Origin of the sequence: Streptomyces brevispora (genome assembly GCF_007829885.1) — a bacterium.
Lineage (GTDB): Bacteria > Actinomycetota > Actinomycetes > Streptomycetales > Streptomycetaceae > Streptomyces > Streptomyces brevispora.
Genome location: NZ_VIWW01000001.1, coordinates 2,138,581 through 2,158,653, shown reverse-complemented (window position 1 = coordinate 2,158,653; position 20,073 = coordinate 2,138,581). Strand labels below are relative to the sequence as shown.

The window sequence follows — 20,073 nt, the reverse complement described above, 5'->3', positions numbered from 1 at the left end:
CCGCGGCCGCCCCCCGAATCCGCGTCCGACGCGGAACCAAGGCCGGCACCCGATTACGTGTCCGACGCGGAACCACGGCCTGCCCCGAGCCTGCGTGGCTGACGTCAGGTCAGCAACGCGGAAGGACCTGCCCCTTGGCGGGGCAGGTCCTTTGTCCGGCAGTCCTCGCAAGCGCGTTGCGAGGTGCCCGGTCATTCCTCCAGCGTCAGGCCGTTGCGGAGCTTGACCAGGGTGCGGGTGAGCAGCCGCGACACGTGCATCTGCGAGATGCCGAGCTCCTCACCGATCTCCGACTGCGTCATGTTGGCGACGAACCGGAGCGAGAGGATGGTCCGGTCACGGCCGGACAGCGAGGCGATCAGCGGCTTCAGGGACTCGACGTACTCGATGCCTTCGAGTCCGTGGTCCTCGTAGCCGATCCGGTCGGCCAGCGCGCCGTCGTTCTCGTCCTCCTCCGGCTTGGCGTCCAGGGAGCTCGCGGTGTACGCGTTGCTCGCGGCCATGCCTTCGACGACTTCTTCGTTGCTGATGCCCAGGCGGTGGGCGAGCTCGCCCACGGTGGGCGCCCGGTCCAGCTGCTGGGCGAGCTCGTCGCCTGCCTTGGCCAGGTCGAGCCGCAGCTCCTGCAGGCGGCGCGGCACGCGCACGGACCAGCTGGTGTCGCGGAAGAAGCGCTTGATCTCACCGATGATGGTCGGCATCGCGAAGGTCGGGAACTCGACGCCCCGGCTGAGCTCGAAGCGGTCGATCGCCTTGATCAGGCCGATGGTGCCGACCTGGATGATGTCCTCCATCGGTTCGCTGCGGGAGCGGAACCGGGAGGCGGCGAACTTGACCAGGGCCATGTTCAGCTCGACGAGCGTGTTGCGTACGTAGGAGTACTCGTGGGTGCCCTCTTCGAGGGATTCGAGCCGGGCGAAGAGCGTCTTCGAGAGAGCCCTGGCGTCCATCGGCCCCAACTCGGAGCCGGGCGGGATCTCGGCAGGCTCCGCGCGTTCACCGATGATGCCTTCGGTGCCGCTGGTGCCCCTGCCACTGCTGTTACTGGTGGTGCTGGTGCGCGTGCCGTCCAGGACGGTCGCGGCAGGGGAGTCTGATTCGGTCAGTCCCTGAGGACATACTGACGGCGCGTTGTGGGTACGCGGTTCGTCGAGCCGGGGTGACATGGTCTCCTCCATCGTTCTCGGCATATGGCTGCCGATGCCCATACGTGTTCCTGCGGTAAAGCGGCGCCTCCAAAGCCGGCCATCTTTTGGGTGTCCCCTACCCTTACCTGGTCCTTGCGGGTCGTTACAAGCTCCAATTGCCGCTATATGTCCGGTTTATTGAGGTCTTCGGCTACCGCGTGGCGCACAGAACGCGTACTGTTTTGAGAACGTCAGCGACAGCTGCAACGCATCTGCACACACGGTGATGCGGACAGTGACAATCGATGAAGAGGGACGGGCATGGACCGCGGGACGGTCGGCAGTGCGAACCGGGGTCGGCTTCAGGTCGAGGCCCGGACCGAGGGGCGCAGCGAGGTTGTGACGCCGGTGGGTGAGCTCGATCACCACACGGCCGATCTGCTGCGCGAGCCCTTGGAGAGCGCGGTCGAGCAAGGGCGCGTGCGCCTGGTGGTGGACTGCTCGCGACTCGAATTCTGTGACTCCACCGGGCTGAACGTGCTGCTCGGTGCCCGCCTCAAGGCGGAGGCGGCCGGGGGAGGGGTCCATTTGGCCGGAATGCTGCCGGTGGTGGCGCGGGTATTCGAGATCACCGGGGCCGAGGCGGTTTTCACCGTTCACGGCTCCCTCGAAGAGGCTCTGGACAGCTGATCGTGGTGTGTTTCACCGCCCCGGGAGCCTCGTCCGTTGCCCGCGTCACGCGATCCGCGTAGGCGAAGTGGGTGTTGTCCCGATTCGGCCGGGCAGGAGACACCCCGGCGAGCCCTCGGCGAGCCGCACGCTCCGTATCCGTCCGGCGCCTGTATCGGCGTCCGTATTTGTATTCGTATCCGTATCTGTTCAATGGCGACATGGTGAATCGGTGAGGTGAAGCGCTGATGGGGACCACCCGGCAGCATCCGCCGGGCGACCCCGGCCGCGAGCCGGAGGGCGCGGGCGTGGGTGCGCGCGCCGTCGCGGGCACACGCGCGGACGCGGGCGCCGGCGTTTCCTCCGTCGAGCCCGCCGGGCCCGCCGAGTCCGTCGAGCGGCAGTGGCGCACGCTGCCACTGCGGCAGGTCAGCGGCATCGTGCCGACGGCCCGCGATTTCGCCCGTCAGGCGCTCCACGACTGGGGCTGGCTCCCCGCCTCGACCGCCGACCGCCGGGCGGCCGCCGAGGACGTCCTGCTGGTCGTCTCCGAACTGGTCACCAACGCGTGCCTGCACGCGGACGGCCCCGACGAGCTCCGTATCGCGCGCACGCCGAAGGTGCTGCGGGTTGAGGTCGCCGACGGCGGCGCGGGACAGCCCGCGCCGCGTACCCCGCACCGGGCCGGCCGGCCCGGCGGGCACGGCATGTTCATCGTGCAGCGGCTCTGCCTGGACTGGGGAGTCGTACGGGTCCCGGGTGAGCCCGGCAAGACCGTCTGGGCGGAGCTGGCCGCCCCGGCGTAGCCGCCGACGGGTTTCCCCGCCCGCCCGGGGCCGTACCCCGGGCCCCACGCCCCTTGAAGAGCGCGCCGGATCGGCGCGCTCTTTGTCTTCCCTCCACAAGGCCCCGGGCGTACCTTGAGCGCCCAATCTGATGTGTCGTCAGTTATTTGGGCCGCACCGCAGCACCGAAGCGGCGCACGGCGACTCCCGGCATGAGGGGAATTCGAGGTGTCGTACCAGAAGCGAACAGCTCTCGCGCTGGCGTCCGGACTGGCGGGGGTGGTGGTGCTGATGGCCGCGCCCGCCGCTCACGCGACAGTCGTGGACGTCAACTACCAGTGCAAGACGCCGATCGGGGACAAGGCCGCCGTGTCGCCCATCGATATCAAGAGCGTGAAGAGCGGCAGCTCCTACAAGCTCACGATGTCCTTCCAGAAGGGCGTCTCGTCCAGCCCCGTCGAACTGGGCAAGGGGGCGATGAGCCCCAGCGCGGTGATCAAGGTGGGCGGCGTCGACCCGGGCCAGGTCCAGGTCGCCGGAGCGGCGAACTCCGCCGCGATCCCCGCCAACAGCCCCATCAAGATCAGTGACCTGTCGGGGACGTACACCCCGAGGAAGAGCGGCAAGGTCGACTTCACCGCCGGGGTGCTCACCATCAAGGCGCTCGGTACGACGACGACCTGCACCCCGTCCAACAACCCGGGCCCCTCGCTCTCCCTCGACGTCAAGGCCGGGGGTGGCGCACCGGACGCCAACGCCGCACTGCCGAAGACCGGCCCGCTCGACTCGGCGGTGGCGCTCGGCACGCTCGGCGGCACGGTGCTGCTGACCGGCGCGGCCGGGGTGCTGTGGCTGACCAGGCGCGGGCAGCGGGCCGCGGGCTGACGTCCCGCCAACCGCCGCCGCCGTCACGCACCAGGGAGCCGCCCATGCCGCCGTTGACCGGTCACGCCACCCGATTCGCCCTTGCCGTACCGCTGCTCGCCGCCCTGTGGTGGACCGTCGCCATGGCCCCGGCGGCCGGTGCCACCGAGCACCCGGCCGCCCCGGTGTGGACGGCGCGGCCCGCGGCGAACGGCGCCGGCGGGGACGGCGGCCGGCCGTACCTCTACCTGGAGGGCCTGCCCGGCAGCGTCCTCCAGGACCGCCTCTCGGTCACCAACCCGGGTCCTGAGCCGGTGACCGTACGGCTGCGCGGCGCCGACGCGTACAACACCGCGAACGGCGGCTTCGCGGTACGCGGCGCGCACAGCTCCACCGGCATCGGGGCCTGGCTGCGCACGGCCGCCACCGAGGTGACCGTGCCCGGCCGGACCCGCGCGGACGTGCCCGTAGCCGTCACCGTGCCGCAGGACGCGCTGCCAGGTGACCACCCGGGCGCGATCGTCGCCGAGAGCGGCGGCCGCTCGGTGGGCGTCCGGGTCCAGTTGCGGGTCGGCGGGCCGACGCTGGCGGCGCTCACGGTCGAGGACGTCACGGTGTCCGGGCGGACCATCCACTACACGCTGGTCAACCGGGGCAACGCGGTCCTCGCGCCACGCCTGGCCGTCAGCGCCGACGGGGTGTTCGGCGCCCTGCTGCGACGTGACGCCCGCACCCTGCCCGTCGAGCTGCTGCCCGGACAGCGGGTACGGCTCACCGAACCGTGGCGGGGCGCCCCCGCCCTCGACTCGGCCACCGTCCGGCTGCGCGTCACGGCGGCGGGCGGCGCGCACGGCGAGGCGACGGCCCGGGCGCTCTTCGTGCCGTGGGTGCCGGTGACCGGGGGCGCGCTGTTGCTCCTGGCCGCGGCCGCCGCCGGCACGTACGGACACCGGCGCCTGCGAGGAGCACGGCGGAGCGGGCGCGACGACGGGGCCGTCCCGTCCCCGGACCATCAACAGCATTCCGACGAGAGGCACTTGGTGAAGGCGGGAGCGGAATCGTGACTGGACCGACCGGACCGGCGGCACTCCGGAGCGACGGCCGGGGGAGGGCGGCCCTGCTGCTCGCCGCCCTGCTGGCCGCGATACTGCCCGCGCTGCTGCTGACCGCGACGGGCGCCCATGCCACCGGCCGGAGCGCGGCGGACCCGAAGCCGGTGGTCACGCTCTCCGGGAAGCAGGCGGGCAAGGGCGGCGAGATCACCGTCAAGGGCAGCGGCTGGCGGGCGAACACCCTGCTGATGATGCTGGTCTGCGGGCGGTCCAGCCCGGCGCGCGGGGTGATCGGCGGCACCAACTCCTGCGCCAACGCGGACGGCCTCGCGGTCACCACCGACGCCAAGGGCGCGTTCGCCAAGAAGCTGCCGGTCGCGGAGCCGCCCGTACCGTGCCCCTGCGTGGTGCACGTCGCGACGGTCACCGGGGACCAGGCCGTGGCCGACGCCGTGTTCGTCGTTGCCGGGCATCCCGTCGCCGCGCTGCCCGAACAGACCGGTGACGGAAAGCTCGCCGTCCTCGCCACCACCCGGCTGGAGGGCGACAGCGGGATCCTGACCTGGTTCGGCGCCCCGGCCTCCCGGCGCCTCGTCCTCACCGTCGGCAACCTGGGCTCGGCCGCGGTCAAGGACCCGGTCTTCGAGGTCGGGACCGCGCACGGCGTCTACGCCCCGCAGTGGGAGGAGCGGCAGTGGCGCGGCACCATCGAGCCCGGCCGCAAGGCACGGATCGAACTGCCCGTCGAGCTGACGGCGGGCGCCCACGGCGACTACCAGGTCTCGCTGAAGTACGGCACGAAGGTGCTGGCCCAGCAGCCGTGGGGGGTCGGCCGTCCCTGGGGCGTGACGCTCTTCTGGATCCTGCTCTGCCTCGTCGTGCCCGCCGCCGTGTTCCGTATCGGCATGGCCGTCGTCGACAAGGTACGGCCGCGCTCCTCGCACGCGGCGGTCCGGTCGCGGCGGGGCTCCGACCGACTCGCCGATGTGACAGCCCGGTTGCCGGGACTGCGGCGGGCGCCCGCGCCGTCCGAGGGCCCCGCGCCCGCGAAGCGCGCGAGCACCACCACGGCCACGCTGCCGTGGTTCACCCCTGATTCCGCACCGTCAGAGCACAGACCGACTACGAGGGGACATTCGTGAGTACGCAACGCAGGACGGTCGCGGCGGGAGTCGCGATGATGATCGGCGGGGCGGGCATGCTGCTGGCCGCGAGCCCCGCCCAGGCCGCCGACATCTCGTACAAGACGGAGTGCATACCTCCGGCCATCTCCGGACTGCCGGCCGTACAGGGCACCACCCAGGTGCGGCTGACCGCACCCGCCGAGGCGAAGGTCGGGGACACCGTCGAGGTGGTGTGGAAGACGGTCGCGGCCGCCTCCAAGAACCCCGATGTCATCGACCTGGAGAAGGACGCCATCCAGCCGACCGGCACGATCAAGCTGGGCGGCGCCGACACCGGCGACCTGAAGATGGAGGGGCCGCGGCAGAACCCGCCGATCCCCAGGAACTCCGCGATGATCCTGCCGGACATGAAGGCTTCACTGAAGCTGAAGAAGGCGGGTGACCTCACGCTGACGCCGGACGGCTACAACATCAACGTCTCCAAGCCGATCTCCACGGACACCAAGTGCTCCCCGAAGGAGACGGTGAAGCCGGGCGCGACGATCAAGGTCACGGACGGCGGCGGATCCACGACCGGCGGTACGACCAACGGGGGTACGACCACCGGCGGTACGGACGCCGGGGGCACGACCACCGGCGGGACGACCGCGGGTGGTACGACCACCGGCGGGACGACCGCGGGTGGTACGACCACCGCCGGCGGTACCGACACCGGGGGGACCGCCACCGGCGGCGGTGACTCCGGGGGTACGGCCACCGGCGGTACGGACGCCGGGGGCGCCACCGCGGGCTCCGGCGGCACCGGCGGTGCCACCGACTTCCCGGGCAAGGAGGTCGCCGTCAACTTCACCTGCACGTCGCCCGGACCCGCCTCCATCGCCTCCAAGGTGACGATCAACGCCAAGAAGGACGGTGGCAGCTACGGACTCACGGTCAAGACCGCCAAGGGCGTGATGAACAGCCCGGCATCGCTGCCCGCGGGCGCACTCAAGCCGTCCATGAAGATCGTCATCGGCGGCGCCGACCACGGCTCCGTCACGGTCAGGGGACCGGGGAACCCCGCAGCCCTGGAGACGGGCAAGCCGGTCGACCTGCCCGACATGACCGGTACGTACAAGCCGGGGGCCTCCGGCAAGTCCACCCTCACGCCCGGCGCCCTGACGATCGACGTCACGCTGGGTGTCTCGAAGATCAACATCCCGTGCGCGGTCAAGGGCGCCACGAAGGCGTCGCTCGAACTCGACACCACCGCCCAGCAGGGCGGCGCGTCCGGCGGCGACACCGCGGGCTCCGGCGCAGCAGCGGCGGCGGGCGGCACGGCCTCCGGCGGCGGGCTCGCGGCCACCGGTGCCGAGGACAACGGCGCCCTGCACGCACTCGGCCTGGTCGCTGGCACGGCGATCCTGCTGGGCGGCGCGGTGTTCACGTTCACCCCGTGGCGCAGGCTGCGGTCCGGCCGGTGAGCTGAACCGGTATCGGTATCGGTACCGGTACGTTCTCGTACGACGAGGGGCCGCCGCACCGTTTCGACGGTGCGGCGGCCCCTGCTGTGCGCGTTACGCGGTCAGCTCCCGTCGCCCATGAGCTTCGTGACCTTCTTGCGGTACGTCCAGATGCCGAAGCCGGCGACGACCGCGAGTATGGCCTCGACGGCGACGGCGCCCGAGGTGTTCAGGTCGATGCCGAGCTGCGGGGACGTGAGGAGACCGGTCAGGGAGTCGCCGGCGGTGACCGCGAGGAACCAGACACCCATCATCTGGGAGCTGTACTTCGCCGGTGCCATCTTCGTGGTGACTGACAGGCCGACCGGGGAGAGGCAGAGCTCCGCGACGGTCTGGATGAAGTAGATCGCCACCAGCCACATCGGGCTGACCCTGCCGCCGTTGGCCGCGGTGTCGATCAGCGGGATCATGAAGACGATGAACGAGATGCCGATCAGCGTGAGGCTGGAGGCGAACTTGACGGCGGTGCTCGGCTCCTTGCCGCGCTTGTTCAGCCACAGCCACGCCGAGGCGACCACGGGGGCTGCCGCCATGATGAAGACCGGGTTCAGCGACTGGTACCAGGACGTGGGGAAGCCGAACCCGAACAGGCTGTTCGTGGTCGAGTTCTCCCCGAAGATCGACAGGGTCGAGCCGTTCTGGTCGTAGATCATCCAGAAGACGGCGGCGACCACGAAGAACCAGATGTAGCCGGACAGCTTGGACTGCTCGACCTCCGTCAGGTCCTTGTCGCGCTTCATCCGGACCAGGACCGCGACCGGGATGACCAGACCGGCGATGGTGATCGGCAGCAGCGCCCAGTCGGCGAAGTTCCCGGTGACGCCGAGCAGGCTGTAGAAGACGGTCGCGACGATCAGCCAGACCAGGCCCTTGCGGAGCACGGAGCGCTTCTCCTGCGCCGTCGCCGGAGTGGCGACGACATCGCTCTGCCGGCTCAGATGGCGCGAGCCGAACAGGAACTGCACGAGGCCCAGCGCCATGCCGATCGCGGCGAGCGCGAAGCCGAAGTGCCAGTTGACCTTCTCGCCGATGGTGCCGATGGACAGCGGGGCGAGGAAGGCACCGAGGTTGATCCCGATGTAGAAGAGCGTGAAGCCACCGTCGCGGCGCGGGTCGTCCGGGCCGTCGTAGAGGTGGCCCACCATCGTGGAGATGTTCGCCTTGAGCAGGCCGGAGCCGAGCGCGACGAGCACGAGACCCGCGAAGAAGGACGCCGTGTCGGGCAGTGCGAGCGTGATGTGGCCGAGGATGACGACACCGGCACCGATGACGACCGTCTTGCGCGGCCCCCAGAAGCGGTCGGCCATCCAGCCGCCGGGCATGGCGAGCAGGTAGACCATCGCCATGTAGACGGAGTAGATCGCCGTCGCCGTGGTGGCACTCATGTGCATGCCGCCGGGGGCGATCAGGTACAGCGGGAGCAGTGCCTTCATGCCGTAGAAGCTGTAGCGCTCCCACATCTCGGTCATGAAGAGAGTGGCCAGGCCGCGGGGGTGACCGAGGAAGGTCTTCTCTACGCCAGGGGCACTGGCAGGGTCCTTCGTCAGGCTGGACGCCATGGTCGATCCTTGCTTGCTCGGGACGCGTCGCTTGGTGAAGCGGGAAGCGCCCGGTGGGGGGAGGCCGGCACCGACGCGGGTACGCCCACCACGTCGGGATCCACGCCCGGTGCCTTCGATGGCGTTCCGGGCCCGGCCCACAGGTCATTCACTGAAAATTCCGGACTGGCTGGGTACCAGCCCCGCACGCAAAAGAGACCCTTGGTGCTCATAGCTGCCCAAAAGTCCTTGAATGGTGCAACAGGCGTGGAGATACCTTACGACATGACAGAGCCCGATATGGAAGGACTTGAGACATGAATCACAGGTCAGGATGTCATCACACTCCCACATTCGAAGGTGTGGCCGTGGGCCTGGAGTAGACCCGCAGGGCTTTTCGATCACCTCACTTCTTGTCAGCTGCGCGGACTACCATCACTCCATGACCCGTGTACTGCTCGCCGAGGACGACGCATCCATCTCGGAGCCGCTGGCCCGCGCCCTGCGTCGGGAGGGATACGAGGTCGAGGTCCGCGAAGACGGTCCGACCGCTCTCGACGCCGGCCTCCAGGGCGGCATTGACCTGGTCGTACTCGACCTGGGGCTGCCCGGGATGGACGGCCTCGAAGTCGCCCGGAGACTCCGTGCCGAGGGCCACACCGTGCCGGTCCTGGTGCTGACCGCCCGCGCCGACGAGGTCGACACGGTCGTCGGCCTCGACGCCGGCGCCGACGACTACGTCACCAAGCCCTTCCGGCTGGCCGAACTCCTGGCCCGGGTCCGGGCGCTGCTGCGCCGCGGGGCCACCGAGCCCGCCCCGCAGCCCGCCACCCACGGGGTCAGGATCGACGTCGAGTCGCACCGCGCCTGGATGGGCGACGAGGAACTCCAGCTCACCGCCAAGGAGTTCGACCTGCTGCGGGTCCTGGTCCGCGACGCAGGCCGGGTCGTCACCCGCGACCAGCTGATGCGCGAGGTCTGGGACACCACCTGGTGGTCGTCCACCAAGACCCTCGACATGCACATCTCCTGGCTCCGCAAGAAGCTCGGGGACGACGCCGCCAACCCGCGCTACATCGCCACCGTCCGGGGCGTCGGCTTCCGGTTCGAGAAGAGCTGACGTACAGAAACACTCATGCGCCGAAGACTGATCAACTCCACCCTCGCCGTGGTGCTCGTGGTGATCGCCGTCTTCGGCGTCTCCCTCGTCATCGTCGAGGCCCGCACCATCAGCAGCAGCGCCCAGGAGAGCGTCGACTCCGAGGCGCTGCGGGTGATCAGCGTCCTCGAGAGCCGGCTCCTGGGCTCCGAGCGGATCAACCCCGAGGTGCTCGCCGAACAGGTCGACGACAAGCGCTACGCCCTGGTCAAGATGCCCGGCCGCGCCCCGATCGAGGTGGGCAAGCGCCCCAGCGGCAGCGTGATCAGTGCCACGGAGCAGGGGGAGCGCGGCGAGCAGGTCACCATCGAGGAGTCCAGCTTCGCCGTCACCCGCGAGATCGGCCGCACCCTGGTGATCATCGGAGCGGTGGCGCTGCTGGCCATCGTCTCCGCCGTCCTCCTCGCCGTACGCCAGGCCAACCGGCTGACCTCACCGCTCACCGACCTCGCCGAGACCGCGGAGCGCCTGGGCTCAGGCGACCCGCGCCCGCGCCACAAGCGGTACGGGGTGCCGGAGCTGGACCGGGTCGCCGATGTGCTCGACTCCTCCGCCGAACGGATCGCCCGGATGCTGACCGCGGAGCGCCGGCTCGCCGCCGACGCCTCCCACCAGCTCCGTACGCCGCTGACCGCGCTCTCCATGCGGATCGAGGAGATCTCCGTCACCGACGACCCGGAGACGGTGAAGGAGGAGGCGAACATCGCCCTCACCCAGGTCGAGCGGCTCACGGACGTGGTGCAGCGGCTGCTGACCAACGCCCGCGACCCGCGGACCGGCTCGGCCGTCGTCTTCGACCTCGACGAGGTCGTCAAGCAGCAGATCGAGGAGTGGCGCCCGGCCTACCGGGGCGAGGGCCGCGCGATCGTCCGCTCCGGCAAGCAGGGGCTGCGAGCCGTCGGCACCCCGGGCGCGGTCGCGCAGGTGCTGGCCGCGCTGATCGAGAACTCCCTGATGCACGGCGGCGGCACGGTCGCCCTGCGTACCCGGGTCACCGGCAATCAGGCGGTCATCGAGGTGACGGACGAGGGCCCCGGGGTCCCCGCCGACCTGGGCGCGCGGATCTTCGAGCGGACCATCAGCGGCCGCAACTCCACGGGCATCGGGCTCGCGGTCGCCCGGGACCTTGCGGAGGCGGACGGCGGCCGTCTGGAACTGCTCCAGCAGCAGCCCCCGGTGTTCGCCCTGTTCCTCAGCCGAGTGGCCCTGAACAGAAAAGAACCGGAACGCCCGGTGAGGTAGGCCCCGGCCGCGGCGGACACGAGCCCGTCCGGCGGTCGAGGAGTCCGCCCAGCAGCGCGCCCGTTACTGCGGCACCGCATCCACCTCGACCCGCGCAGCGGGGGCCGCGGGCGTGGGCACGGCCGCCTCACTCAGTACGGCCCCTTTGTCGGGCAGCGCCTTGAACACCCAGCTCCGGTACGACCAGAAGCGGAACAGCGTCGCGACGCCGATTCCGATGATCTTGAAGACGTTGCTCTGGACCGGGCTGTTCCAGCCGAACCCGTACGTAGCCGTGTACAGAACCCCGGTCTCGATGACCGCGCCCACCGCGCTGAACAGCAGGAACAGCGTCAGTTCCCGGGTCCGGCCGCTCTTGTCGCGGTCCCGGTACGTCCAGTAGCGGAAGCCGACGTAGTTGCAGAGGATGGCGACGAACGTCGCCAGCAGTCCCGCCCGGACCGTGGGGATGTCCGTGTAGCGCCACAGCAGGTTGGACACCGCGATATTGACGACCAGACCGACCGCGCCGACCACGCCGAACTTGGCGGCCTCCCGGGCCAGCAGATCCAGCCGGGCCCGCAGTGCGCCCCGTTCACTCATGGTGATTGCTCTGCCCGTCTGTCGGTTCGTCTTCAGGTTCCGTCAACCCGGTCATGCTATCCAGCCCGTCCACCGGGCGCCTGTGGGTACCGGTGCGGGTGCGGCGAGGCCGTGACACCCGGCTCCGGTCGTCGCCGCCGGTCCCGTGCGGCACCTGCCGCATACCGCCGACATCTTCCGCCGCATCCCGCCCGCAGGGCATCGTCGGGCGGCGGCGGGGCGTGCGGATACCCTGGAGGAGTGACGTTTCCGGTAGTCGGCATGGTCGGTGGCGGTCAGCTCGCCCGTATGACCCACGAGGCGGGCATCCCCCTCGGCATCAGGTTCAAGCTCCTCAGTGACACCGCTCAGGACTCGGCGGCCCAGGTCGTGAGCGAAGTCGTCGTGGGCGACTATCGCGACCTGGAGACGCTGCGTGCCTTCGCGCGCGGCTGTGACGTGATCACCTTCGATCACGAGCACGTCCCGACCGAGCATCTGCGGGCCCTGGAGGCGGACGGCATCCCCGTGCGCCCCGGCCCCGACGCGCTGGTGCACGCCCAGGACAAGGGGGTGATGCGCGCGAAGCTCACCGAGATCGGCGCGCCCTGCCCCCGCCACCGCATCGTGAAGGACCCGGCCGACGCCGCGGCCTTCGCCCACGAGGTCGGCGGCTTCCCCGTCATCCTCAAGACGGTGCGCGGCGGCTACGACGGCAAGGGCGTCTGGGTGGTCCGCTCCGAGGCGGACGCGGCCGACCCCTTCCGGGCCGGTGTCCCGGTCCTCGCCGAGGAGAAGGTCGACTTCGTACGGGAGCTGGCGGCGAACATCGTGCGCTCACCGCACGGCCAGGCCGTCGCCTACCCGGTCGTCGAGTCCGTCCAGGTCAACGGCGTCTGCGACACGGTCATCGCCCCGGCCCCCGAGCTGGACGAGCGGCTCGCCGGCGAGGCCCAGCAGCTCGCGCTGCGGATCGCGGCCGAGCTGGGTGTGGTCGGCCACCTCGCGGTCGAGCTGTTCGAGACCCGGGGACCCGACGGGAAGCCCGCGATCCTCGTCAACGAGCTGGCGATGCGCCCGCACAACTCCGGGCACTGGACCCAGGACGGTGCGGTGACCTCGCAGTTCGCCAACCACGTCCGGGCCGTCCTCGACCTCCCGCTCGGCGACCCGCGCCCGCGCGCCACCTGGACGGTCATGAGTAACGTCCTCGGCGGCGACTACCCGGACATGTACCAGGCCTACCTGCACTGCATGGCCCGCGACCCGCAGCTCAAGATCCACATGTACGGAAAGGACGTGAAGCCGGGCCGCAAGGTCGGCCACGTCAACACCTACGGCGACGACCTGGCGGATGTGCGAGAGCGCGCCCGGCACGCGGCCGACTACCTGCGAGGAACGATCACCGAATGACACCCCCCGCCTCCGCCGCACCGGTCGTCGGCATCGTCATGGGCTCCGACTCCGACTGGCCCGTCATGGAAGCAGCGGCCAAGGCCCTCGACGAGTTCGAGATCCCCTACGAGGTCGACGTCGTCTCCGCCCACCGCATGCCGCACGAAATGATCGCGTACGGGGAGAACGCCGCGGCCCGCGGCCTGAAGGCGATCATCGCGGGCGCGGGCGGCGCCGCCCACCTGCCCGGCATGCTCGCCTCGGTCACCCCGCTGCCGGTCATCGGCGTACCGGTCCCGCTGAAGTACCTGGACGGCATGGACAGCCTGCTCTCCATCGTGCAGATGCCCGCGGGCGTCCCCGTCGCCACCGTCTCGGTCGCGGGCGCACGCAACGCGGGCCTGCTGGCGGCCCGTATCCTCGCCGCCCACGACGGTGAGCTGCAGGCCCGCATGGTCGAGTTCCAGAAGGACCTCAACGACCAGGCCACCGAGAAGGGCAAGCGCCTGCGCAGCAAGGTCAAGGGCTCCGACTCCTTCGGCTTCGGAAAGTAGAGCGGCGATGGACCAGCTGGAGCGGGCCCGGGAACTCCTCGCCGAGCACCCCGTCGTCGACGGTCACAACGACCTGCCGTGGGCGCTGCGCGAACAGGTCAACTACGACCTGGACGCCCGGGACATCGCCACCGACCAGTCGGCCCATCTGCACACCGACATCCCGCGACTGCGCGCCGGCGGCGTCGGCGCGCAGTTCTGGTCCGTCTACGTACGGTCCGACATGGCGGGCGACGACGCCGTCAGCGCCACCCTGGAACAGATCGACGCGGTCGCCGAACTGCTGGCCCGCCACCCCGCCGACCTGCGGCGCGCGCTGACGGCCGACGACATGGAGGCGGCCCGCGCCGAGGGCCGTATCGCCTCCCTGATGGGCGCCGAGGGCGGCCACTCCATCAACAACTCGCTGGGCACGCTGCGCGCGCTGCACGCCCTCGGCGTCCGCTACATGACGCTGACCCACAACGACAACATCGCCTGGGCGGACTCGGCGACCGACGACCCGGGTGTCGGCGGCCTCTCGCCGTTCGGCCACGAGGTCGTACGGGAGATGAACCGCACCGGCATGCTGGTCGACCTCTCGCACGTAGCGGCCACGACGATGCGCGACGCCCTGCGCACATCCACCGCGCCGGTGATGTTCTCGCACTCCTCGGCGCGGGCGATCTGCGACCACCCGCGCAACATCCCCGACGACGTCCTGGAGCGGCTTCCGGCGAACGGCGGCATCGCCATGGCGACCTTCGTGCCGAAGTTCGTCCTGCCGGAGGCCGTCGCCTGGACCCACTCCGCGGACGAGAACATGCGCGCCCAGGGCCTGCACCACCTGGACACCACCGAGCGGGCGATGAAGATCCACGCCGCGTTCGAGGCGGCGAACCCGCGGCCGATGGCGACCGTGGCGACGATCGCGGACCACCTCGACCACATGCGCGAGACCGCCGGGATCGATCACATCGGCATCGGCGGCGACTACGACGGCACCGCGTTCCTCCCGCAGGGCCTGGAGGACGTCGCGGGCTACCCGAACCTGATCGCGGAGCTGCTGGGCCGCGGCTGGTCTGCCGCCGACCTGGCCAAGCTCACCTGGCAGAACGCGGTACGGGTGCTGCGCGCCGCCCAGGACGTGTCCCGCGACCTGTCCGCCCGCCGCGGCCCGTCGCACGCCACGATCGAGCAGCTGGACACCCCGACGGCCTGAAAGGCCGAACCGCGGCCGGGGTGTCCGGCCGCCTCGCCCACGCCGGTCACGTCCCGCCCGGGGGTGAGGCGGTGTCCCGGCTCGACCGACTGCTCGCCGACGCGCCCCTGCGCGTCACCGTGGACGAGACGGGCGTCGCGGCGCTGCGTCCCGTCGAGGAGCCGCCCGGACTGACCGCCCGGGTCGCGGCGGCCATCGCCACCGCGTCGGCGGACGGGACCTGGGACCGGCTCAAGGTGTGCGAGGCGGCGGACTGCCGTTGGGCGTACTACGACCGCAGCCCGGCGGGACGCCGCCGCTGGTGCTCGATGTCGGTGTGCGGCGCCCGCGCGAAGATGCGCACGTACCGCGCGAAGCGCGGCTGAAACGCGGCGCGGGCCCCAGCGATCAGCGGCGCGGGCGCCAGCGGTCGGGCCCCGGGCCCCGGGCCCCGGACCCCGGGCCTCAGGCCTTCGGCCGCCCCATCGCCCGGAACGTCCACCCGGCCTCGCGCCACACCACCGGGTCCAGCGCGTTGCGCCCGTCCAGGATGATCCGGCGGCCGGCGGCCTCGCCCAGCAGCGCCGGGTCCAGGTCGCAGAACTCGCTCCACTCCGTCAGGTGCAGCACGACGTCCGCGCCGCGCACCGCGTCCAGGGCCGTGTCCGCGTAACCGAGTGTGGGGAAGAGGCGGCGGGCGTTGTCCATGCCCTTCGGGTCGAAGACCGTGACCTGGCCGCCCTGGAGGTGGATCTGCCCCGCGACGTTCAGGGCCGGTGAGTCGCGTACGTCGTCCGAGTCGGGCTTGAAGGTGGCGCCCAGGACGCCCACCCGCTTGCCGAGGAACGAGTCGCCGCCGACCGCCTCCCGGGCCAGCTCCACCATGTGGCCCCGGCGCCGCATGTTGATGGAGTCGACCTCGCGGAGGAAGGTCAGCGCCTGGTCGGCGCCCAGCTCACCGGCGCGCGCCATGAAGGCCCGGATGTCCTTGGGCAGGCATCCGCCGCCGAAACCGATGCCCGCGCGCAGGAACTTCTTCCCGATCCGCTCGTCGTGGCCGATCGCTTCGGCCAGCTTCACCACATCGCCGTCGGCGGCCTCGCAGACCTCCGCCATGGCGTTGATGAAGGAGATCTTGGTGGCCAGGAAGGAGTTGGCGGAGGTCTTCACCAGTTCGGCGGTCGGGAAGTCCGTCACCACGAACGGGGACCCCTCCGCGACCGGTACCGCGTACACCTCGCGCAGCAGCTTCTCGGCCCGCTCGCTCGCCACCCCGACGACGATCCGGTCCGGGTGCAGCGTGTCCTTGACGGCGAAGCCCTCGCGCAGGAACTCCGGGTTCCACGCCAGTTCGGCCGCGTCGCCCACGGGTGCGAGCTCGGCGAGCCGCGCCGCGAGCCGGGCCGCGGAGCCGACCGGCACGGTGGACTTGCCGACCACCAGGGCGGGCCGGGTCAGGAGAGGGGCGAGCGACTCGAAGGCACTGTCCACGTAGCTCATGTCGCAGGCGTACTCGCCGTGCTTCTGCGGGGTGTTCACGCAGACGAAGTGCACATCACCGAATTCCGCCACCTCTTCCCACGAGGTGGTGAACCGCAGCCGCCCACTGGAACCCGCGATGCCCGCGACGTGCTTCTTCAGGATCTCCTCGAGCCCCGGCTCGTACATCGGGACCCGGCCGGCCGACAGCAGCTCGATCTTCTCGGGCACGACATCGAGGCCCAGCACTTCGAAGCCCAGTTCCGCCATGGCCGCGGCGTGGGTGGCGCCGAGGTAGCCGGTGCCGATCACAGTGATCCTGAGGGCCATGTAGTGCTCCTGTGAGGTGCGGACAGACGTGCGGTGAACGAGCATAGTCCTGCCCTTGAATCGCTCCATTCCGGTTGTCGCGAAGCTCACGGCCCCAGCCCGTATGCCATTGCCGGGGCAGACACCTAAAATTGTGTTACTTAACGGTAGTTAGCGTCCTGGGGAGTGAGAGTCTTGGCGGGTTCGACCGATTTCGACCTGTACCGTCCGGCCGAGGAGCACGACATGCTCCGTGAGACGGTGCGTGCGCTCGCCGAGGCGAAGATCGCCCCGTTCGCGGCCGCGGTCGACGAGGAGGCCCGCTTCCCGCAGGAGGCGCTGGACGCCCTCACCGCCTCGGACCTGCACGCGGTCCACGTGCCGGAGGAGTACGGCGGCGCCGGCGCCGACGCGCTCGCCACCGTCATCGTGATCGAGGAGGTGGCCCGCGTCTGCGCCTCGTCCTCCCTCATCCCGGCCGTGAACAAGCTCGGCTCCCTCCCGGTGATCCTTTCCGGTTCCGAGGACCTGAAGAAGAAGTACCTGCGCCCGCTCGCCAAGGGCGACGGCATGTTCTCGTACTGCCTCTCCGAGCCCGACGCGGGCTCCGACGCCGCCGGCATGAAGACCAAGGCCGTCCGCGACGGCGACTTCTGGGTCCTCAACGGCGTGAAGCGCTGGATCACCAACGCGGGCGTGTCCGAGTACTACACGGTCATGGCGGTCACCGACCCGACCAAGCGGTCCAAGGGCATCTCGGCCTTCGTCGTCGAGAAGTCGGACGAGGGCGTCTCCTTCGGCGCCCCGGAGAAGAAGCTCGGCATCAAGGGCTCCCCGACCCGCGAGGTCTACTTCGACAACGTACGGATCCCCGCCGACCGCATGATCGGCGAGGAGGGCACCGGCTTCGCCACCGCGATGAAGACCCTCGACCACACCCGCATCACGATCGCCGCCCAGGCCCTCGGTGTCGCCCAGGGCGCACTCGACTACGCCAAGGGCTACGTCCAGGAGCGCAAGCAGTTCGGCAAGCCGATCGGCGACTTCCAGGGCGTCCAGTTCATGCTCGCCGACATGGCCATGAAGCTGGAGGCGGCCCGCCAGCTCACCTACTCGGCCGCCGCCAAGTCCGAGCGCCTCGACAGCGACCTCACCTTCTTCGGCGCCGCGGCCAAGTGCTTCGCCTCCGACGTGGCGATGGAGGTCACCACGGACGCGGTCCAGCTGCTGGGCGGCTACGGCTACACGCGGGACTACCCGGTGGAGCGGATGATGCGGGACGCGAAGATCACCCAGATCTACGAGGGCACGAATCAGGTCCAGCGGATCGTCATGGCCCGCAACCTGCCGTAGTACCTCGGCCACGAGTCCCGCCCGTGCGAGACCCGCGCCCCGCGCCCTGTTCACGCCGGGTGCGGGGCGCTGCGCTGTCCGGGGCCCGAGCCGCGAGGGGTGCTGCCTCGGAGCGCGAGGGCCCGGGGCTGCTCATGCGGCTCTACTCCTCGGCGAAGACTTCCTCGGCGGAGGAGGCGGTGATTGCGTGTTTGAGCCACCGGTTGAGGAGCTGGGGGTCGCTGCAGTTGGTGATCTTCTCGCGGATCTGGTCGGTGACGGCGATGCCGCGTACTTCGAAGATCAGCAGGAGGCCCTTTGCCTGGCCTTCGGCTAGGCCTTCGGCTCGGCCTTCGACCCGGCCTTCGTCCCGGATTTCCTCCGACATGAAGGACTTGTAGAAAGAGGTATCCACGGCCACCAGGTTCCTCCACTGTTGTGCGGCCGGGCGGTTGCCCAGGCCCTGTGCGGTGAGCTCGACGAGGGGATCGCCGCCTCCGGCGTAGCGGCGGTTACTCGTGGGTGGGTGCTCCCCACGAACCGACTGCCGATCCTCCGCCCCCGCCTCTACGGCTGGGGCCAGTTGCTGGTTGCCTTCGCGCTGTGCCATCAGGTGCTGTTCCTGTTGGTCCTCAGTGACTCCGGCACCCGCCAGTGGGGAACTCTGACCGGCAGCGTGCTTCTGCTGATCGGCCTCGTCGTGATGATGGTGAGTCGGCGCGCGACTGGCGGTCGGCAGGGCAGCGCCACGTCTTGAGGGTGTGTTCCGCTCGGCCACCTGCGGCACTACGGCCTCCGGCGTCACGCCGGAGGCCGTATGCATGGGGCTCTGTCAGTCCGCCTGCGGCTGTCCGACGACTTCCTCGGCAGAGGAGGCGGTGGTTGCGTTTTCGAGCCACTGGCTCAGGAGCTGGGGGTCGCTGCAGTTGGTGATCTTCTCGCGGATCTTGTTGGTGACGGCGATGCCGCGTACTTCGAAGATCAGCAGGAGGCCCCTTGCCTGGCCTTCGGCTAGGCCTTCGGCTAGGCCTTCGGCTCGGCCTTCGACCCGGCCTTCGACCCGGCCTTCGTCCCGGATTTCCTCCGACATGAAGGACTTGTAGAAAGAGGTATCCACGGCCACCAGGTTCCTCCACTGTTGTGCGGCCGGGCGGTTGCCCAGGCCCTGTGCGGTGAGCTCGACGATGGGGTCGGCGATGTCTTCCGGTGCCTCCCGCAGCGCGGCGGACAGCGTTTTCAGTATGGCACCGACGTCCGGATTGTCGGCGTGTGTGATGGCGGCGAGAGTGGCGAGGGCGAGGTCCTTGCGGGCATCGGCCACGTTGGTGATGACGGGCATGTTGTGCGGCCCCGCGACGAGGGGGTTGAGGGTCAGCGTCTGCCATTGGCGGAGGCCGATGGTGAGGGGCCGGGCGGCCCATTCGGCGGTGGCGTGGTCCTGGCAGACGACCAGGAGCAGGACGGGCAGTCCGCCGTACCTGTTGTGCAGGTAGGTGACGTAGTAGGGCCAACTGGTCGTCTTGCCCGGGTCCTTCTTGCCCTGGGACTCGATGGCGAGCAGGAAGGGCCCGTCGTCCCGCGTTTCGATGCGCAGGAGGGTGTCGACCCGGCGTTCGACGGGTCGGGCTTCGGTGAGGTCGGTGGGCAGGATGGTGACCGAGGTGGGTGGCGGGATGTCGATGCCCAGCACTTCGGACACGCGGGAGAAGAGGCCCGGGTACTCCTGGAAGATGCGGTGCATCGCTTCGTGCGGTGAGCTGACCATGCAGATCCGTTCGGGTTGAGGGTGGGTGTACGGGAAGCGTTCGACGAGGACCTTGATGCCGACCTTCGCTCCGGCGGGCAGCGACTGGATGTGCGCGGCGAGCCCGATCGCGATGAGGGAGAGGTCGCAGTGCTGGGCGAGGTGGTTGCCGATGACCGTGAAGCCGGAGATGTGGCGGGTGTTGACGTGGAGGACACCGGATGTCGGTGTGACGTCACTCGGGAAGCCGGGGGAGCCGGGCGGGGTGCACGGGGGCGCGCTAATCTGCGGGGTATCCATCGGGAAGGGTCTTCTTCCTCGTGGTCAGGCCTCGGCCGGGATTGTTGTCCCTGCCGGGGCCGTCTCGTGTCTGTGGGTTTCGCCGCGAGCATATGCCAGCCAACCCACCTCAAAACCAGCCCAGTTGCCATTTATCACCCGTGTGAGTGATGGGGTC

The 20,073-nt window shown here is 70.1% G+C and carries 18 protein-coding genes and 1 pseudogene; 13 read left to right on the top strand and 6 right to left on the bottom strand.

What is annotated here, in order from left to right:
* Nucleotides 1–191: 191 nt before the first annotated feature.
* Nucleotides 192–1,166, bottom strand: coding sequence for an RNA polymerase sigma factor SigF (locus FHX80_RS09915; protein WP_145767187.1), 975 nt, complete (start codon nt 1,164–1,166; stop codon nt 192–194).
* Between the two features lie 282 nt (nt 1,167–1,448).
* Here FHX80_RS09915 and FHX80_RS09910 point away from each other — a divergent pair, with 282 nt between their 5' ends.
* From FHX80_RS09910 to FHX80_RS09885, 6 genes are all read left to right on the top strand, one after another.
* The gene (locus FHX80_RS09910; RefSeq protein WP_145763859.1) at nt 1,449–1,817 is read left to right on the top strand and encodes an STAS domain-containing protein; all 369 of its coding nucleotides are present in this window, start codon (nt 1,449–1,451) and stop codon (nt 1,815–1,817) included.
* 227 nt (nt 1,818–2,044) lie between these two features.
* The gene (locus FHX80_RS09905; protein ID WP_145763858.1) at nt 2,045–2,602 is read left to right on the top strand and encodes an ATP-binding protein; all 558 of its coding nucleotides are present in this window, start codon (nt 2,045–2,047) and stop codon (nt 2,600–2,602) included.
* Between the two features lie 207 nt (nt 2,603–2,809).
* The gene (locus tag FHX80_RS09900; RefSeq protein ID WP_145763857.1) at nt 2,810–3,466 is read left to right on the top strand and encodes an MDR/zinc-dependent alcohol dehydrogenase-like family protein; all 657 of its coding nucleotides are present in this window, start codon (nt 2,810–2,812) and stop codon (nt 3,464–3,466) included.
* 44 nt (nt 3,467–3,510) lie between these two features.
* Nucleotides 3,511–4,509 carry a COG1470 family protein gene (locus FHX80_RS09895; RefSeq protein ID WP_145763856.1) on the top strand — a complete coding sequence of 333 codons (999 nt, stop codon included), beginning with the start codon at nt 3,511–3,513 and terminating at the stop codon, nt 4,507–4,509.
* Nucleotides 4,506–5,639, top strand: a complete 1,134-nt coding sequence (locus FHX80_RS09890; RefSeq protein ID WP_145763855.1) for a hypothetical protein — start codon at nt 4,506–4,508, stop codon at nt 5,637–5,639. The genes FHX80_RS09895 and FHX80_RS09890 overlap by 4 nt, the downstream gene beginning before the upstream one ends.
* Before the next feature lie 35 nt (nt 5,640–5,674).
* Complete coding sequence (locus FHX80_RS09885; RefSeq protein ID WP_145767186.1) at nt 5,675–7,084, top strand: hypothetical protein; 1,410 nt, start codon at nt 5,675–5,677, stop codon at nt 7,082–7,084.
* Nucleotides 7,085–7,185: 101 nt separating this feature from the next.
* On the opposite strand, the gene FHX80_RS09880 is transcribed toward FHX80_RS09885, so the two are convergent.
* Nucleotides 7,186–8,682: a peptide MFS transporter gene (locus tag FHX80_RS09880; RefSeq protein WP_145763854.1), complete on the bottom strand. Its 1,497-nt coding sequence runs from the start codon at nt 8,680–8,682 to the stop codon at nt 7,186–7,188.
* 421 nt (nt 8,683–9,103) lie between these two features.
* Between FHX80_RS09880 and FHX80_RS09875 the strand changes: the two genes are divergently transcribed.
* Together FHX80_RS09875 and FHX80_RS09870 are read left to right on the top strand one after the other, a co-directional pair.
* Nucleotides 9,104–9,781 (top strand): response regulator transcription factor, encoded by a 678-nt coding sequence (locus FHX80_RS09875; RefSeq protein ID WP_018524728.1) that lies wholly within the window; start codon nt 9,104–9,106, stop codon nt 9,779–9,781.
* 15 nt (nt 9,782–9,796) lie between these two features.
* Entirely contained in the window at nt 9,797–11,062 is a 1,266-nt protein-coding gene (locus FHX80_RS09870) for an ATP-binding protein (protein ID WP_145763853.1), read from the top strand.
* A 63-nt stretch (nt 11,063–11,125) separates the two neighbouring features.
* Here the strand turns inward: FHX80_RS09870 and FHX80_RS09865 are convergent, their stop codons facing one another.
* On the bottom strand, nt 11,126–11,644 hold the full coding sequence (locus FHX80_RS09865; protein WP_145763852.1) for a GtrA family protein: 519 nt from the start codon (nt 11,642–11,644) through the stop codon (nt 11,126–11,128).
* 240 nt (nt 11,645–11,884) lie between these two features.
* Between FHX80_RS09865 and FHX80_RS09860 the strand changes: the two genes are divergently transcribed.
* From FHX80_RS09860 to FHX80_RS09845, 4 genes and pseudogenes are all read left to right on the top strand, one after another.
* Nucleotides 11,885–13,036, top strand: coding sequence for a 5-(carboxyamino)imidazole ribonucleotide synthase (locus FHX80_RS09860; RefSeq protein WP_208764616.1), 1,152 nt, complete (start codon nt 11,885–11,887; stop codon nt 13,034–13,036).
* Nucleotides 13,033–13,572: a 5-(carboxyamino)imidazole ribonucleotide mutase gene (gene purE, locus FHX80_RS09855; RefSeq protein ID WP_145763851.1), complete on the top strand. Its 540-nt coding sequence runs from the start codon at nt 13,033–13,035 to the stop codon at nt 13,570–13,572. Before FHX80_RS09860 ends, purE begins: the two co-directional genes overlap by 4 nt.
* A gap of 7 nt (nt 13,573–13,579) precedes the next feature.
* Complete coding sequence (locus FHX80_RS09850) at nt 13,580–14,773, top strand: dipeptidase (protein WP_145763850.1); 1,194 nt, start codon at nt 13,580–13,582, stop codon at nt 14,771–14,773.
* A 32-nt stretch (nt 14,774–14,805) separates the two neighbouring features.
* A pseudogene (locus tag FHX80_RS09845) lies at nt 14,806–15,138 on the top strand (CGNR zinc finger domain-containing protein); the annotation flags it as partial.
* Between the two features lie 79 nt (nt 15,139–15,217).
* On the opposite strand, the gene FHX80_RS09840 reads toward FHX80_RS09845, so the two are convergent.
* A complete protein-coding gene (locus tag FHX80_RS09840; RefSeq protein WP_145763849.1) occupies nt 15,218–16,561 on the bottom strand; it encodes a UDP-glucose dehydrogenase family protein in 1,344 nt (447 codons plus the stop codon).
* Between the two features lie 174 nt (nt 16,562–16,735).
* Between FHX80_RS09840 and FHX80_RS09835 the strand changes: the two genes are divergently transcribed.
* On the top strand, nt 16,736–17,893 hold the full coding sequence (locus FHX80_RS09835; RefSeq protein WP_145767183.1) for an acyl-CoA dehydrogenase: 1,158 nt from the start codon (nt 16,736–16,738) through the stop codon (nt 17,891–17,893).
* 142 nt (nt 17,894–18,035) lie between these two features.
* Here the strand turns inward: FHX80_RS09835 and FHX80_RS35130 are convergent, their stop codons facing one another.
* Nucleotides 18,036–18,677 (bottom strand): hypothetical protein, encoded by a 642-nt coding sequence (locus tag FHX80_RS35130; RefSeq protein WP_208764615.1) that lies wholly within the window; start codon nt 18,675–18,677, stop codon nt 18,036–18,038.
* Between the two features lie 27 nt (nt 18,678–18,704).
* Nucleotides 18,705–19,637, bottom strand: coding sequence for an RpnC/YadD family protein (locus tag FHX80_RS09820; protein ID WP_145767181.1), 933 nt, complete (start codon nt 19,635–19,637; stop codon nt 18,705–18,707).
* Nucleotides 19,638–20,073: the final 436 nt, after the last annotated feature.

Excerpts from the sequence above, each read along its gene's own strand:
- FHX80_RS09915 (WP_145767187.1), bottom strand. The coding sequence starts at position 1,166 with ATGTCACCCCGGCTCGACGAACCGCGTACCCACAACGCGCCGTCAGTA.
- FHX80_RS09910 (WP_145763859.1), top strand. The coding sequence starts at position 1,449 with ATGGACCGCGGGACGGTCGGCAGTGCGAACCGGGGTCGGCTTCAGGTC.
- FHX80_RS09905 (WP_145763858.1), top strand. The coding sequence starts at position 2,045 with ATGGGGACCACCCGGCAGCATCCGCCGGGCGACCCCGGCCGCGAGCCG.
- FHX80_RS09895 (WP_145763856.1), top strand. The coding sequence starts at position 3,511 with ATGCCGCCGTTGACCGGTCACGCCACCCGATTCGCCCTTGCCGTACCG.
- FHX80_RS09885 (WP_145767186.1), top strand. The coding sequence starts at position 5,675 with ATGATGATCGGCGGGGCGGGCATGCTGCTGGCCGCGAGCCCCGCCCAG.
- FHX80_RS09880 (WP_145763854.1), bottom strand. The coding sequence starts at position 8,682 with ATGGCGTCCAGCCTGACGAAGGACCCTGCCAGTGCCCCTGGCGTAGAG.
- FHX80_RS09875 (WP_018524728.1), top strand. The coding sequence starts at position 9,104 with ATGACCCGTGTACTGCTCGCCGAGGACGACGCATCCATCTCGGAGCCG.
- FHX80_RS09870 (WP_145763853.1), top strand. The coding sequence starts at position 9,797 with ATGCGCCGAAGACTGATCAACTCCACCCTCGCCGTGGTGCTCGTGGTG.
- FHX80_RS09865 (WP_145763852.1), bottom strand. The coding sequence starts at position 11,644 with ATGAGTGAACGGGGCGCACTGCGGGCCCGGCTGGATCTGCTGGCCCGG.
- purE (WP_145763851.1), top strand. The coding sequence starts at position 13,033 with ATGACACCCCCCGCCTCCGCCGCACCGGTCGTCGGCATCGTCATGGGC.
- FHX80_RS09850 (WP_145763850.1), top strand. The coding sequence starts at position 13,580 with ATGGACCAGCTGGAGCGGGCCCGGGAACTCCTCGCCGAGCACCCCGTC.
- FHX80_RS09840 (WP_145763849.1), bottom strand. The coding sequence starts at position 16,561 with ATGGCCCTCAGGATCACTGTGATCGGCACCGGCTACCTCGGCGCCACC.
- FHX80_RS09820 (WP_145767181.1), bottom strand. The coding sequence starts at position 19,637 with ATGGTCAGCTCACCGCACGAAGCGATGCACCGCATCTTCCAGGAGTAC.